Source organism: Sphingomonas sp. 22R3R2A-7, from assembly GCF_036856055.1.
GTDB lineage: Bacteria > Pseudomonadota > Alphaproteobacteria > Sphingomonadales > Sphingomonadaceae > Sphingomonas.
This window is the reverse complement of the sequence record NZ_JASPFR010000001.1, coordinates 87,885-102,309: the sequence shown is the minus strand read 5'-3', so window position 1 is coordinate 102,309 and position 14,425 is coordinate 87,885. Positions and strand designations below refer to the sequence as shown.

Below are 14,425 nucleotides of genomic sequence, written 5' to 3'. Positions count from 1 at the left end.
TCCCGTCATTATGCATAGACCGACCATCATCAAACCTGGACTGGCTGCGGAACACCACTGTAAACCAACTGGCTTTTGTCGCACTATGCGCCCCGCTCGGCAGCGGGCACGACCGCGTTCTCGACGATGCTGTGCAGCGTATCGATATGGCCTGTGTCTCTTGCACCATTCGCGTCCGACGTCATGACGACCGTCAGTCTCAGATCGGGGATGACATAGACCATCTGGCCCCCATAGCCCCAGGCGAACCGCACGGGATGCCCCCTCATCTCGGTGAGGAACCAGCCATAGCCATATTCCTTCCCGCTCCACGGTGAGACGGCGCGCGGTGTCCAGCTTTGCTCGATCCATTGAGCGGGGAGGATGCGCCGACCATCGACAATCCCACCTAGCCGATAGAGCTCGCCGAACCATGCAAGCGCGCGCGGCGAAAGTTTCATTTCGTTGCCACCAAAGTAGATGCCCTGCGGGTCACCCGGCCAGGCCGGGATCGCGATCCCAAGCGGCTCACCAAGCCACGCGCGCGCGTTGGCCAGCGTGCTCTTCCCGGTCGCCCGCGTCAGCATCGCCGAGAGCAGGTGGGTAGATCCGGTGGAGTAGAGCATCGCCGTACCCGGATCGGCGACGAACGGACGGGCGAGTGCGAAGCGTACCCAATTGGGGCTGGATACCCAGCGGCCGTAATTCTCGCCCGAAGTTCGCTCGAGCCCGGCTTGCATCGACAGGAGGTTGCCGATGGTCACCCTGGCCAGTCGTGGGTCGGGGTCCGCCGGCGCGTCACGTTTGAGTAACGGCAGAACCGGCTGGTCGACGCCGTCGAAAACGCCGCGTTGCATGGCGATCCCGATCAGTGCGGACATCACAGACTTCGACGCGGACTTTATGTTGACCGGCCGGTCCAGCGAAGGACCGTCGTTGAATACACGCGCCGTCAACGTCTGTCCGTCACGAAGGACAAGGAGCGAACGAAGTCGCGGGAGCGCGGACGCCTTGACCTGCATGTCGCGCATCAACGCAGCATCGAGCCCTTCCGTGCGCGACCTCGCAACAGGGTTCGAGGTAGTTGAACCCGCCGACGATGCCGGTCCGTCGCAGGCCGCAAGGACGATGAGCAGAGGAAGAATGAGGCGCATCGGCATCATGTTGCACGTCAGGCTGACCTTACAACCCCCAGGCTCCTCTGGTCTCACGCTGCCGGGATTAACGATGCATAGCGCTGGTGAACTTGAACGATCGATTGGGATGCAACGCGTTGCGCGAACGCAACGTTCGTTGTGACTGACTCACAGGGGTCAAACTTCCGGGCTGTGATCGACTCAGATGATGGCTCTCTCCCGAATAATCGATTGGACAAATATACGGCGGATCCGGCATCTTCTTAGCACGATGGTAAAACTCATTGAGAGAGGACGCCAAGATGGCCGATTACGAACAGCCTAAGGGAAGCGGTTGCCCGATGGGCCCCCAGGGTGGCGGCGAGGTTAAGGCCCGCTCGCTTCTCGGTCGCACGAACAAGGATTGGTGGCCCGATGCGCTGCCGATCGACATGCTGCATCAGCACGGCGTCTCTCCCGACCCGATGGGTGAGGAATTCGACTATGCCGAGTCGTTCAAGCAGCTCGACTATGCCGCGCTCAAGGCGGACCTGACGGCGCTGATGACCGACAGCAAGGCTTGGTGGCCTGCCGATTACGGCCATTACGGCCCGTTCATGATCCGCATGGCATGGCACGCCGCCGGCACCTACCGGGTGACCGACGGCCGTGGCGGGTCGTCGTCGGGTCAGCAGCGCTTCGAGCCGCTCAACTCATGGCCGGACAACGGCAACCTCGACAAGGCGCGTCGCCTCTTGTGGCCGCTCAAGCAGAAATACGGCAAGAACATCAGCTGGGCCGACCTCTTCATCCTAGCCGGCAACGTCGCGATCGAGAGCATGGGTGGCCCGGTGTTCGGCTTCGCCGGTGGCCGCAAGGACGTCTTTGCGTCCGAGGGCGATACGTTCTGGGGCGCAGAGGAACTCTGGGTCAACGAGGGTGCGCAGACGCGCATCAGCGAGGACATGCCCGAGCTCGAAGGGCCGCTGGCGGCGATCCAGATGGGCCTCATCTACGTCAACCCCGAGGGTCCGGGCGGTGAGCCCGACGCGCTCAAGTCCGCACGCGACATGAAGGCGACGTTCCAGCGGATGGCGATGAACTCCGAGGAGACCGTTGCGCTGACCGCGGGCGGCCACGCCTTCGGCAAGGCGCACGGCGCCAAGCCCGCGCCGCATTTCAAGAGCCCGTCCTCGGAGTCGGTTCATATGCAGGGCCTCGGCTGGCTGACCGACAGCGAGGAGATTGGCCAGGGCCATATCACGACCTCGGGGATCGAGGGCGCATGGTCGAACAACCCGACCAAGTGGACCGGCGACTATCTCCGTCTGCTGTTCAAGTACGAGTATGAGCTGACCGAGAGCCCGGCCGGTGCGAAGCAGTGGCAGCCGGTCAACCCCGAGCCGGAGGACATGGCACCCGACGCACGCGACCCCAACAAGCGCGTGCCGACGATGATGACCACCGCGGACATGGCGCTGAAGGTCGACCCCGAGTTCCGCGAGATCGCGCTCCGGTTCCGCGACGACCAGTCCGCGCTCGACGACGCGTTCGCGCGCGCTTGGTTCAAGCTGACGCACCGCGACATGGGGCCCAAGGTCCGCTATCTGGGACCCGAGGTTCCCGAAGAGACGCTGATCTGGCAGGATCCCGTTCCCGAGGGCACCGCACCGTCGGACGCCGACGTCGCGGCGTTCAAGGACGCCGTGCTGTCGAGCGGGCTGACGATCGGCCAGCTGGTCAAGACGGCCTGGGCGTCGGCATCGAGCTATCGCCGGTCGGACCATCGCGGTGGTGCGAACGGCGCACGGATCGCGCTCGCGCCGCAGAAGGACTGGCCGGTCAACGAGCCCGAGCAGCTCAGCCAGGTATTGGCCAAGCTGAACGCGTTGCGGGGCAGAATGTCGCTCGCCGACGCAATCGTGCTGGCGGGTTCGGCAGCGGTCGAGAAGGCGGCGCGTGACGCAGGTCACGACGTGACGGTCCCGTTCCTCGGCGGCCGCGGCGATGCGACGCAGGACTGGACCGATGTCGAGAGCTTCGTGTGGATGGAGCCGCAGGCCGACGGGTTCCGCAACTACCTGAAGACGCGTCACCCGGTGAAGACCGAGGAGCTGCTGCTCGACAAGGCCTCGCTGCTCGGCTTGTCCGCGCCGGAAATGACGGTGCTGGTCGGTGGCCTGCGCGTGCTCGGCGCGAACTTCGGCGATGCGCCCGACGGCGTATTGACCAACCGTCCGGGGCAGCTGACGAACGACTTCTTCGTCAACCTGCTCGACAACGACACGTTCTGGGATCTGGTCGATACGTCGAGCGACGAAAAGTTCATCGGCTATGATCGTGGCGGTCGCGAAAAGAAGTGGCAGGCGACCCGCACCGACCTGATCTTCGGCTCGAACTCGCAGTTGCGCGCGACGGCCGAGGTCTATGCGGAGAATGGTCACGAGAAGAAGTTTGTGCGCGACTTCATCCGTGCCTGGGTCAAGGTCATGAACGCTGACCGCTTTGACGTCACGGCCAAGCCTGTATCGTCCAACCAGGCGACGTAAGCTACGTTGGTGGGCAGATAGGCCGTGATGATCTGGATGGGTTTCCAGCGTTGCGCGGCTTATCTGCCACTGACCCTGGCTGTGAGACAGACCCTGGTCCGTCCATTACTGGTGGCCATCGCCTTCAACAGCGTATGCGGCCGCTATTGATGCGGTCATAGAGTCGTTCCAGGCGTAACCGCCGCTCTCATGCCTCGACCCTTGCACAGCATGGCATTCTAGGGCGATCCCGGTCGAAATTTACTACCTGTGCACTGGATCCGACAGCTGGGTATATAAGTCTCAGTTCCAGACGCTCGGTCGTTGTTGCCCTCTCCTTCTGCAAGGCAAGCGCGTACTATGGTGGTTCACACAGAGGCGGCCGTCAGATGGTACGATATTCACCGAATTTAGGCGTCGCGCTGCTCGCGCTCGCGCCCACCCAAGCGGGCGCGGACGCAACGGCGATCTACCAGAGGCCTGGCGCGGCGGGCGCGCTTACAATAGAGCTTGCGTCTAACGGCGACGTTCGAGCTGAAAGCGACGATCGCGGCTACTATCTTTGGACAACCGGCTAGGGTTCTAAGGTCAGACCCGGGCCGGGTGGCCCGACGGTCGCCCGGACGGCGGACACCGCTGCCGCTCGCGCCGGCATGCGTCCCGCGTCGGAGATCATGCAACCCTGGTTCCCGGTCGACACAGTCTCGATCAACGGCCGGAACGGCATTCGCTAGTTCATCGCCGGTGCTCGCCATCGGCCACCAGCGCCTCGCGGCCATGCAAGAGAGCAGCTTTCCCGGCGCAGACAGTCCGAAACGGGTGAGTTTCCGCGAAGTGATCGTGCAAGGCGCTCTAATCGACCTTTTTGCTCACAGCTGGTCTCGATCAGCACCACCGCCATCCCATCGACGCGCTTCCGTGTTCCAGCCGAGCTTGAGGCTCCGGCGCCCTTGCGCGAGGATCAGACGGCAGTGCGTGCGGCGACGAGTTCTGTAGCTCCAACTTCAGAGGGAGGGCAGCTCGGACAGGACCGCTTCATTAAGCGCGCGGCCTGGGCCGCCGATCGCTTATGGCTGCTCACGGAGAGCGGCACGCTTTCGAGCGTCGCACCGGGGGAGATTAACCGCCGTACCGAGGCAACGTCCGGACCGGTGGCCGACATCTGTGTCGCGGGCACCGCACCAAACACTCTCGGCGCGGATGGCCAGCTGTCCCGCCTCAAGCAACGGTTTTGGTACGCGATGGAACGCCTGGATCTCAACGGGGAAGCGGTTCAGGCTCTGAGCTGCACCGAACAGCGGATGATCGCGCTCAGCCGGAACCGCCTCATGGTCAGCGCGGGCGGGCGACAGCGCGTCATCACTCTCTCGACGCCGCTCACCGGTCCCATCGTGCGAACGGCACCCTTCGATACCGGCACGACGCTATTCGTGGGGCTCGCAAACGGCGAGTGGCGCGGCGGCCTCAAGCGCATCGATACCATCACGGGCATAGCAAACGAAGTGCCCGGGCTCGGCGGGCCAATCAACGGCGTGGGCCCCGTCCCTGGCCGTCCCGCGGCGTCGTAGCCATCGTAGGTCTAGTTCACTTCTTCCCCAGCGGACAGGTGGTTGAGGCATGCGGCAACAAGGTCCGACGTCTCTACTACAAACCGCACGCTATGCAGACGAGCTGGCCTGCCGATCCACCGACGCTGCCTTTTGAGACAGTGCCCTTCTACACTCTGACAGCGACTGCCAATGGTTTATGGCGAGCGGGCGGAGACGGCCTTTACGCAATAACCGCCGGTCGCCCGATCAAGTTTCAGAAGATGCCAACGTTCGAGCGGATCGATGGCGTGCATATCAGCTTTGCGGTGCCCGGGCTGGTGCTGGTGCACACCGACATCGACGCCCATGTCTCGCTTGGCGGCGGCGCGCCCCTCCTCGTCGCCCGCTGAATTACCACTTCCGCGAACTGGACCCGGAACCTTAAGCTCAGCTCACCTTCATCGCCTTCCGCTTTCGAACATTCGTTCAGATGACGCGTTCATTTTTTATAGGGAGTCATCGCCCTCGCATCCCTTCCCACTCTACCCCACCTTAGGGCTGCCCAGTCGACGCAGGAGCTTGCCCCCATGTTCATCGCCATGAACCGATTTCAGGTAATTCCCGGTAACGAGGAGGCGTTCGAGCAGGTCTGGCTGTCGCGCGACTCGTACCTTGCCGGCGTCCCGGGGTTCGTCGAGTTCCACATGCTGCGCGGGCCGGCGGCCGACGATCACGTCCTCTATTCGTCGCATACCGTGTGGCTGTCGCGCAGGGACTTCGAGAATTGGACCAAGTCCGAGGCGTTTCGCGCGGCTCATCGAGGCGCGGGCGACCACAAGCCGCTATACCTGGCGCCGCCTCGCTTCGAAGGCTTCGACGTCATCCAGACCGTGACGCCATCGTGACGGTCACTCGGCGTCCGACGTTCGCCAGCCGGGTCGAGCAGTCGATCGACAAGGTCGTCGGCGCAATCGCCTCGCCGATCGTCACCGGCATCGCCGCGTTCAACAAGAGCCGCCTGCCGCCCCGCGATGCGCCGCATCCGCTGCTTACGGGCATCCACGAGCCGATGACTGAGGAGCTGACCCTCACAGACCTCGATGTCGAGGGTATCATCCCGCCCGAGCTCGACGGCCGCTACGTTCGCATCGGACCAAACCCCGCCGACGCCGACCCACGCTCCTACCACTTCTTCACCGGTGACGGGATGCTGCACGGCATCCGCCTCCAGGACGGGCGAGCCCGGTGGTATCGGAATCGCTGGATCCGATCGACCGATCTCGCGGCAGCCAGGCATGTGCCGGCGGCACCAGGGCCACGGCACATCTTCGATACCGTCAACACTAGCGTACTGGACCATGCCGGCAGTGGCTGGGCGCTGGTCGAAGCCGGCAGCACGCCGGTCCGCTTCGACGAGCATCTGGAGACGCAGCGCTACGATGATTTCGGCGGCACCCTGCCCGGCTCGTTCACCGCCCATCCGCGCCGCGACCCGGCGACCGGCGAGTTGCACGCACTGTGTTACGAGGCGACCGATCCCAAGCGCATTCGCTACAACGTCGTCGATGTCGCCGGCCGGGTACGACGATCAGTGACGATCCCGGTGTCGCACGGGCCGCTGATCCACGACTGCGCGATCACGCAGCGCTACGTCGTCGTCATGGACCTGCCCCTTACCCTGTCGATGCGCACCGTGCTGGCGGGGCACGGCTTTCCCTATCGGTGGAACGACAAGCATCCGGCCCGGATCGGGCTGCTGCCGCGCGACGGCGAGGCGGAGGATATACGGTGGTTCCCGCTCGATCCCTGTTTCGTGTTCCACACCGCCAACGCTCATGATCTGCCAGACGGAAGCGTGGCGCTCGACGTGGTCGCGTACGATCGCATGTTCGCCGGCGACAATCTGGCACCGGACGAGCAGCCGCGCGGCCTCGAGCGATGGACGATCGACCCTTTGACCGGGTCGGTGGATCAGCGCGCGATCGACCCCTCGCCACAGGAACTGCCGACGATAGACGAGCGGCGCACCGGCCGCCCCTACCGCCATATCTATGCGCTCGGCCTGCCCGAACAGATGACGGAAACGCTGGTTGGAGAGGCGCCGCTCATCAGGCACGATTTGAAAGATGACACGCGACGGCTGCACGAATTCGGACTGGGACGCATCGCGGGTGAGTTCGTGTTCGTGCCGCGTTCGCCGGATGCTGGCGAGGGTGATGGCTGGCTCATCGGGCTCGTGATCGACGCCGGGGGGCACACCACCGCGCTGGAGATACTGGATGCCCGGAACTTTGAGGCACCGCCCGTGGCATCTGTCCGCATCCCACACCGCGTGCCGCCCGGCATCCATGGCGCATGGCTGAGGTAACGTGATTCACGCAGCAGCCGCACATTCTTCCCGCCTGACACTCGACCCATAGTCGGCTGTCAGGGTGGGGCTACAAAGCCGAATAGGCTAGAGACGTTAGCTATCAGCGCGCTGTTGCTCGCCGAGAGCATTGGCGACGTCGAGCGGGCGTCCGCTGATCGTCGGGCCAGCGCGGCAGAACGCCGCCGTCTCGCCGAGCTCGCGTTCTCACAGCCCGATCGTCAGCGCGGGACCGATGGCACTCGCGGCGCCGGTGATTAGCGCGGTGCAACCCCGGATCGTGGACGCCAACGTCATTTTCCCCGTGGCAGCAGCGATGCCAGCACGCGCGCGACGCCGCGGCCATATGGCGGGCCGAGCCGTTCCAGCAGGTTGAAGCGACCGGCGCGGAAGAAGGCGCGGGCGTGACTGAACCGCTGGAAGCCGGCGTGACCGTGATAGGCGCCGACGCCGCTTTCCCCGACGCCGCCGAAGGGCAGCTGTTCCTGGGCGATATGGAGAAGCGTGCCGTTGATCGTGACGCCTCCCGACTGGGTCCGCGACAGAACCGCGTCGATCTCCGCGCGGACGTCGCCGAAGCAGTACAGGGCCAGCGGGTGCTCTCCGTCGCCGACCAGCGCGATCGCCTGATCAAGCGTGCGATAAGGAATTATCGGCAAAACGGGCCCGAAGATCTCGTCGGCAGCGAGCAGGCCCGCGGTGGGCGTGGCCAGCACGATCGTCGGCGGGTAGCGCCCTCCTGCACCGCTGTCGGGGTGGCGGAGCACGATCGCGCCGGCCGCCTCTGCCTGCTTCACCGCGTCGTCCAGCCGGCTGCGGGCGGAGAGCGGCAGAAGCGCGGTATAGTCCGGATTGTCGCCAATGCGCGGATAGGCGCGCACCGCCTCCGCCAGCACCGCCTCGGCAAGCGGGCGGGCGAGATGCTCGGGCGCGAGGACGTAGTCGGGCGCGATGCAGGTCTGGCCGGCATTGACGAACTTGCCGTAGGCGATGCTGCGCGCAGCGCGCGCGACGTCAACGACGGGGCACAGGATTGCCGGCGACTTGCCGCCGAGCTCCAGCGTTACCGGCGTCATCGACGCCGCCGCCGCCTTCGCGACCTCGCGGCCGACGCGCGTCGAGCCGGTGAACAGCAGATGGTCGAAGCGTAGCCGTGTGAACGCGGCCGCAACGTCAGGGCCACCGGTGACGACCGCCACCTCCTCTTCGGCGAATGCGTCGGCGATCGCACGTGCTAGGAGTTCGGAGAAGTGCGGCGTCAGCTCCGACGGCTTCAGGATCGCGCGATTGCCCGCAGCGAGAATGTCGACGAGCGGCGAGAGCGCGAGCTGGAGCGGGTAGTTCCAGGGACTGACAATGCCGACGACGCCGAGTGGCTGGTAGCGAACCCAGGCGCTGCCGGGCTGGAAAGTCAGCGCGATCCGGCGTTTTTCGGGTTTCATCCAGCCCTTCAGGTGGCGCCGCGCGTGGCGGATCGCGCCGCGCACGGGCGCTGCCTCCATCAGCCCCGTCTCGATGCGCGAGCGGCCGCCGAAATCCTCGTCGATCGCCGCGGCGAACGCGCGGTGGTGCGCGAGGACGAGGCTGTCCAGCCGCGCCAGCCGATCCAGCCGCTTGGCAAGATCGGGCGCGCCGTCCCGGCGGAAGCTCGCGCGCTGGACATCGAGCAGGCGCGCGGCGTGATCCTTGCCCTCCATCTCAGAACCGCTTGGTGACGGATACGCCATAGACGCGCGGATCGTTGATGAACGCTTCTCGCGTCAGGCCGACCGCGTCCGACTGGACGGAGAAGCCGGTGATGACGTCGCGATTGGTCAGGTTCTTGGCGAATCCCTGCACCTGGAGGCCGAGCGGCTCGCTGTCGAAGGTGAGCGTGACGTTGACGTTCTCATATCCGCGCAGCCGGTCGGAGGGCGAATTGAAGAAGCGCGCGAACGACCGCGTGGTGCGATAATAGTCGCCTCGCAGCGTCAACCGATTACCGGCCGAGAACTCGATCCCGTATTCTGCACCGCCGCCGAACGTCCAGTGTGGCGAGTTGGGCAGTTCCTTGCCGTCGAGATCGACGGGTACGCCCGCCGAAGTCGGCACCGATATACCAAGCGCCGCCAGCGGATTGCCTGCACCCGCGAACAGCCCGTCGCCGTCGGTCGCTGTCGGACAGGCGCCGATCAACGCCTGCGGCCCCAGACCCGGGATGCCGAGCTGGGTCGCCCGGACCAGCGCGGCGACGCCAGCGGTGGCCCCAACGCATGCGGTTTGCGGCGTCTTCAGCAGCGTCAGGGCGGCATTGCCCTGCGTCCGGTCGAACGGATCGACCGTGCTGCCACCGGTGATCTTGGTGTGGAGATAGCCGACCGTGCCGTTGAAGCGCAGGTTGCGGACGGGCTCGACCACCGTCTCCAGCTCGGCGCCCCAGATCTTGGCGTCGGTATTGGTCGTGGACGAGGTCAGCGCATTGATCTGGCTGATCTGATATCCCTTATAATCGTAGTGGAAGGCCGACGCGTTCAGCGTCAATGCGTTGCCGAAGAACCGGTTCTTGGTGCCGATCTCGAACGCGTCCACGACTTCGGGCGCGTAGGTGGGTGTGGTGGCGATGATATCGGGCGGATTGAACCCGCCGCTCTTGTAGCCGCGCGAATAGGACGCGTAGAGTAATGAGCTCTGGGTCACCTGCCAGTCGGCCGTGGCGCGCCACGTCAGCTTGTTGAACGTGGCCTGCTGGCGCAGGCGGGCAGGGAAGCCCGACCCCGGCGAGAGCAGCTGCGTCGAGAGCACGTCGAACTTCTTGTTGTCGCTGGTGTAGCGCGCGCCGCCGGTCAGTCGAATGTCGGGTGTGATCTGGACGTACACCTCACCGAATGCGGCGAGCGAGGTCGAGCACGTAGGGGTTGCGGCTGAGGAAGTAATTGTGCCCGATGCCGGTCGGCACCGCATTGGGGTCGATGCCGATCTGCGCGGCCGGATTGGCGGCGTTGATCGTGTTCTGGATCACCGCGTACAGCGTGTTGCCATTGCTCGGGAAGTAGACGTCGTTGAGGCGTTTCGAGTTGAGATAGATCCCACCAAGGCTGAAGTTGACCGGGCCGGCGAAGCTCGACTGGAGGCGAATCTCCTCACTCAGCTGCTTGGTCGACAGGTCATCGATCCGCTCGCCCTGGAAAAAGCGCGACGCGCCCAGCTGCGGATCGGTGAAGACCCCACCGGGGGTGAAGGGCGTGGTATTGAACGGCACGACCGAAGCGACGCTATCGCCGATGCGGCTGAACACGCGGTCGTTCGCATAACTAAACAGCGACGACAGCTGGAGCGTCGGCGTCAGATCGCCCTCGACGTTCAACTGCACGAGGTCGTTGGTCGCCTCGTACTGTGGCCGGCGGCGAAACTGGACGTCGCGCAGGCCACCCGTCGTCCCCTGCGGATAGACGTCGCCGGGCAGCACGCCGGAGAGCAGGAGCAACGTACCTGGCAAGGTCGCACTGCTGTTGACCGCGCCGTTGGCATTGGCGTCGAAGACCGAACCGAGCCCGCAGCCACGTGACAGCAGTTGCTGCTGGAGCGCGGTGGTCGGCACCCCGCCGACCGACGTCGGGCTCCGGTCCTTGATGCACAATTGCTTCAGCCCGCCGGTGCGGTCGCTGTCTTCGCGGAACCGCTCGTACATCACCGTCATGCGGAAGTCGTCAGAGGGGCGGATCGCGACCGTGCCGCGCAGGGAATAGAGATCGCGACCGTCGGTCCGCTCGCCGGACACCGTGTTGCGCTGGAACCCGTCGCGCTTCAGGTAGCTGCCCGCAACGCGCACAGCGACCACGTCACCGAGCGGCACGTTGATGAAGCCCTTCAGCTTTCGAGTATCGTAGCTACCATATTCGGCATTGAGCGAGCCGGCGACGTTGTCGAACTTGGGTTGCGCCGTCAGCACGTTGATGACGCCGCCGGTCGCGTTGCGCCCGTACAGCGTACCCTGTGGCCCGCGCAGCACCTCGACGCGCTCGATGTCGTAGAATTCGGCGTCGGACAGGCGGTTCACCGCGATTGGCGCGTTGTTGACGTGGAAGCTGACTCCCGCCTCGCCCGTGGTCGAGACGATCTGATAGCCGATGCCGCGGATCTGGAAATTGTTGGCGCCGAAGCCTGCGCGAGACACCGAGAGGTTGGGAACCACGCGCTGCAGGTCGTAGCCGCCGTCGATGCGCTGCTGCTCCAGTGCCTCGTTTGAAAAGGCGGAGACGGCGATCGGGACACGCTGGAGCGACTCCGAGCGGCGCTGCGCGGTGACGATGATGTCGTTGCTCGCCGGATAACCGGTCGGATCGGCAGAGGGCACGCCGGCGGGTGCCGGCGCGGTGGAGTCAGGCGCTGTCGCAGGCGACGCGGGCGCGGTGGTCGGGGCTCCGTCCTGCGCCGCGCCGGTGGTCTGGGCCGCCGCCGGCGAGGCCATAGCGGCGGCGAGCGCCACGATGCTGGCGGTGCTGACGAAAGCGTGGCTCTGGCGTGTCATGTCGATCCTCTCCTGTCGCGGCCTTCATGGCCGGTCGCTCGGCGGATCGCCTCCGTGGGGCGGTTCCTTGTCCGAGGGAGGGATCAGACATTGTTTACAATCGGCGGTCAAGCATGATTGCCGATCATCGATCCTGCGCGATCAGCGATGCCGCCGAAGCCGAGCAGAGCCGCTTCATGCGTTCGAAGCCGCGCAGGACGCTGTGCCGATCGCCGGTGAACATCAACTCGATGACGAAACCGTTCAAAGCCGCAGTATCGTGCTCGACGATCTCCTCCACCGCCGCGCGATCGTCGATCCCGGCCTCCTGCGCGATCGCGAAGATCAGGTCGTGGCGGCGGCGCTTCAACGCCATCGCCACCGGCTGGATGCGCTCGGCCAGCGACGGATGGCTGCGCGTCGCCAGCTGGATCTCCAGGAAGGTGATCGCGGCAGGGCTCTGCGAGTCGCCCCACACCACGTCGGGCAGCGCGAGCCAGCGCTCGACGCCGGCGGGAATGTCGAGCAGACGCGCTGTGCGCGGCGCGTCGATGACGTCGGCGAGATGTTCGATGAGGCCTACGACGAGGGCCTCCTTGGTCGGAAACTGCTGCTGCAGCGCGCCGCGGCTGACCCCCGCCTCTTCGGCGGCGCGCGTCGTCGTCAGCGCAGCGTAGCCGTGGCGGTAGATGACGTCCGTCGCGGCCGCGAAAACGCGCGCGCGGGTCGCCTCGCGGCGTTCGGCATGACTACCGCGTCGGACCAGCTCGCTCCTATCCATCGCCGCAGACTATCGCGATGCCTCGGCGATGTCAGCCCTCAGCGCAGATCCTCGGCGATGAAGCGGGCGCAGCGTTCGGCGATCATGATGGTGGGCGCGTTGGTGTTGCCCGATACCAGCCGCGGCATCACCGAAGCGTCGGCGACGTAGAGGCCGGCGACACCGTTCACGCGAAGCCGGGGATCGCACACCGCGGCCGTGTCCGAACCCATCCGGCACGTGCCGACAGGATGGTAGACGGTGTCGGCCCGCGATCGGATCAGCGCGTCGAGCGCCGCGTCGTCGCGCAGGTCGACGGGGGTGCGATCCACCGGCGTCCACGGCGACAACGCGGCCGCCGTGCAGATGCGGTGGGTCAGGCGTACGCCTTCGCGCAGGGTCGCGATGTCGCGCGGATCTTGGAGGAAGGCGGGGTCGATCAGCGGGGCGACCCCGGCATTTGCGCTCGCCAGCCGCACCGTGCCGCGGCTCTCCGGCCGCAGCACGCAGACATGCGCCGAAAAGCCGTGACCCTTTACCGCGACGCGACCGTGATCCTCCAGGATGGCGGGGACGAAATGCCACTGGATGTCAGCGGCCGGCGCGTCCGGGTCGATCCGCCAGAAGCCGCCGGCCTCGGCATAGGGCGTCGTCATGGCGCCGGTCCGGCGGCGCCGATGCTCGACAATCGCCTTCAGCGTCCGCCAATAGCCGCCGAGCGAACGGCCGAACAGGTCGCCCCGCGGGGACGCGAAGGTCGAGACATAGTCGGGATGGTCCTGCAGGTCGCTGCCGACCGCGGGCCGATCGATCGCCACGTCGATACCATGGTCGCGCAGGTGGGCGCCGGGGCCGATGCCCGACAGCATCAGTGTCTGCGGCGTACCGAACGCGCCGCCCGCCATCACCACCGCGCCCCGCGCGCGCAAGGTGCGGGAACCACGACGTTCGCGCACGACGACGCCGGTGGCACGGCCGTGCTCGACGACGAGGCGCTCGACCATTGCCCCGGTGCGGATGTCGAGGTTCGGCCGGCTGCGGGCGGGATCGAGAAAGGCGCGCGCCGCGCTCCACCGTTCGCCGCCGCGCTGGGTGACCTGATAGAGGCCAACGCCGTCCTGCCGCGGGCCGTTGAAGTCGGCATTGGCGGCGATCTGCAGGCTTTCCGCCGCGGCGACGAAGGCGCGGCTCGCCGGATTGACGTGGCGCTGGTTCGATACCGACAGCGGCCCGCCCACGCCGTGATACTCGTCGGTGCCCTCCTCATTGTCCTCCGTTGCGCGGAAGAACGGCAGCACGTCCGCATAGGACCAGTCCGTACAGCCCAGCGCCGCCCAATTGTCATAATCCCAGCGGTTGCCGCGGACGTAGAGCATCGCGTTGATCGCGCTCGACCCGCCAAGGCCCCGGCCGCGCGGCTGGAACCCGCGGCGCCCGCCGAGCCCGGCTTGCGCGACGGTCTCGAACGCCCAGTTCGAGGCTTTCGGCGCCGCCGCCATCATGCCGGGCGTGGTGATCCGCCAGTCGGCATTGGTGCCGCCCGCCTCGATCAGGCAGACCGTCAGACCCGGGTCCTCGCTCAACCGGCCGGCGACCGCGCTGCCCCCCGATCCGCCACCGACCACGATCACGTCGAACTCGTCCATGCGCTTTTCTCCAG

Annotated in this window: 11 protein-coding genes; 5 read left to right on the top strand and 6 right to left on the bottom strand. The window is 65.9% G+C overall.

Features of this window, described 5'->3' with window-relative positions; all coding sequences use genetic code 11:
* Nucleotides 1-83: 83 nt before the first annotated feature.
* Complete coding sequence (locus tag QP165_RS00505; RefSeq protein ID WP_333993085.1) at nucleotides 84-1,139, bottom strand: serine hydrolase domain-containing protein; 1,056 nt, start codon at nucleotides 1,137-1,139, stop codon at nucleotides 84-86.
* A 278-nt stretch (nucleotides 1,140-1,417) separates the two neighbouring features.
* On the opposite strand from QP165_RS00505, the gene katG reads away from it, so the two are divergent.
* The 5 genes from katG to QP165_RS00480 all read left to right on the top strand — a co-directional run bounded on the left by katG (nucleotide 1,418) and on the right by QP165_RS00480 (nucleotide 7,519).
* Nucleotides 1,418-3,643 (top strand): catalase/peroxidase HPI, encoded by a 2,226-nt coding sequence (gene katG / locus QP165_RS00500; RefSeq protein WP_443019247.1) that lies wholly within the window; start codon nucleotides 1,418-1,420, stop codon nucleotides 3,641-3,643.
* 950 nt (nucleotides 3,644-4,593) lie between these two features.
* Entirely contained in the window at nucleotides 4,594-5,190 is a 597-nt protein-coding gene (locus tag QP165_RS00495; protein WP_333993083.1) for a hypothetical protein, read from the top strand.
* Between the two features lie 242 nt (nucleotides 5,191-5,432).
* Nucleotides 5,433-5,561: a hypothetical protein gene (locus QP165_RS00490; RefSeq protein WP_333993081.1), complete on the top strand. Its 129-nt coding sequence runs from the start codon at nucleotides 5,433-5,435 to the stop codon at nucleotides 5,559-5,561.
* Nucleotides 5,562-5,738: 177 nt separating this feature from the next.
* Nucleotides 5,739-6,056 carry an antibiotic biosynthesis monooxygenase family protein gene (locus QP165_RS00485; protein WP_333993079.1) on the top strand — a complete coding sequence of 106 codons (318 nt, stop codon included), beginning with the start codon at nucleotides 5,739-5,741 and terminating at the stop codon, nucleotides 6,054-6,056.
* Nucleotides 6,053-7,519: an 8'-apo-carotenoid 13,14-cleaving dioxygenase gene (locus tag QP165_RS00480; RefSeq protein ID WP_333993077.1), complete on the top strand. Its 1,467-nt coding sequence runs from the start codon at nucleotides 6,053-6,055 to the stop codon at nucleotides 7,517-7,519. The genes QP165_RS00485 and QP165_RS00480 overlap by 4 nt, the downstream gene beginning before the upstream one ends.
* Before the next feature lie 293 nt (nucleotides 7,520-7,812).
* On the opposite strand, the gene QP165_RS00475 is transcribed toward QP165_RS00480, so the two are convergent.
* From QP165_RS00475 to QP165_RS00455, 5 genes are all read right to left on the bottom strand, one after another.
* Nucleotides 7,813-9,246 carry a coniferyl aldehyde dehydrogenase gene (locus QP165_RS00475; RefSeq protein ID WP_333993075.1) on the bottom strand — a complete coding sequence of 478 codons (1,434 nt, stop codon included), beginning with the start codon at nucleotides 9,244-9,246 and terminating at the stop codon, nucleotides 7,813-7,815.
* Entirely contained in the window at nucleotides 9,218-10,375 is a 1,158-nt protein-coding gene (locus tag QP165_RS00470) for a TonB-dependent receptor domain-containing protein (RefSeq protein WP_333993073.1), read from the bottom strand. Before QP165_RS00470 ends, QP165_RS00475 begins: the two co-directional genes overlap by 29 nt.
* A 1-nt stretch (nucleotide 10,376) precedes the next feature.
* Complete coding sequence (locus QP165_RS00465) at nucleotides 10,377-12,026, bottom strand: TonB-dependent receptor (RefSeq protein ID WP_333993072.1); 1,650 nt, start codon at nucleotides 12,024-12,026, stop codon at nucleotides 10,377-10,379.
* A gap of 124 nt (nucleotides 12,027-12,150) precedes the next feature.
* Nucleotides 12,151-12,786 (bottom strand): TetR/AcrR family transcriptional regulator, encoded by a 636-nt coding sequence (locus tag QP165_RS00460; protein WP_056022419.1) that lies wholly within the window; start codon nucleotides 12,784-12,786, stop codon nucleotides 12,151-12,153.
* Between the two features lie 38 nt (nucleotides 12,787-12,824).
* Nucleotides 12,825-14,411, bottom strand: coding sequence for a GMC family oxidoreductase (locus tag QP165_RS00455; RefSeq protein WP_333993069.1), 1,587 nt, complete (start codon nucleotides 14,409-14,411; stop codon nucleotides 12,825-12,827).
* Nucleotides 14,412-14,425: the final 14 nt, after the last annotated feature.

Coding starts and splice junctions, on each gene's coding strand:
- QP165_RS00505 (WP_333993085.1), bottom strand. CDS start 1,139: ATGCCGATGCGCCTCATTCTTCCTCTGCTCATCGTCCTTGCGGCCTGC.
- QP165_RS00465 (WP_333993072.1), bottom strand. CDS start 12,026: ATGACACGCCAGAGCCACGCTTTCGTCAGCACCGCCAGCATCGTGGCG.
- QP165_RS00460 (WP_056022419.1), bottom strand. CDS start 12,786: ATGGATAGGAGCGAGCTGGTCCGACGCGGTAGTCATGCCGAACGCCGC.
- QP165_RS00455 (WP_333993069.1), bottom strand. CDS start 14,411: ATGGACGAGTTCGACGTGATCGTGGTCGGTGGCGGATCGGGGGGCAGC.
- QP165_RS00475 (WP_333993075.1), bottom strand. CDS start 9,246: ATGGCGTATCCGTCACCAAGCGGTTCTGAGATGGAGGGCAAGGATCAC.
- QP165_RS00485 (WP_333993079.1), top strand. CDS start 5,739: ATGTTCATCGCCATGAACCGATTTCAGGTAATTCCCGGTAACGAGGAG.
- katG (WP_443019247.1), top strand. CDS start 1,418: ATGGCCGATTACGAACAGCCTAAGGGAAGCGGTTGCCCGATGGGCCCC.
- QP165_RS00490 (WP_333993081.1), top strand. CDS start 5,433: ATGCCAACGTTCGAGCGGATCGATGGCGTGCATATCAGCTTTGCGGTG.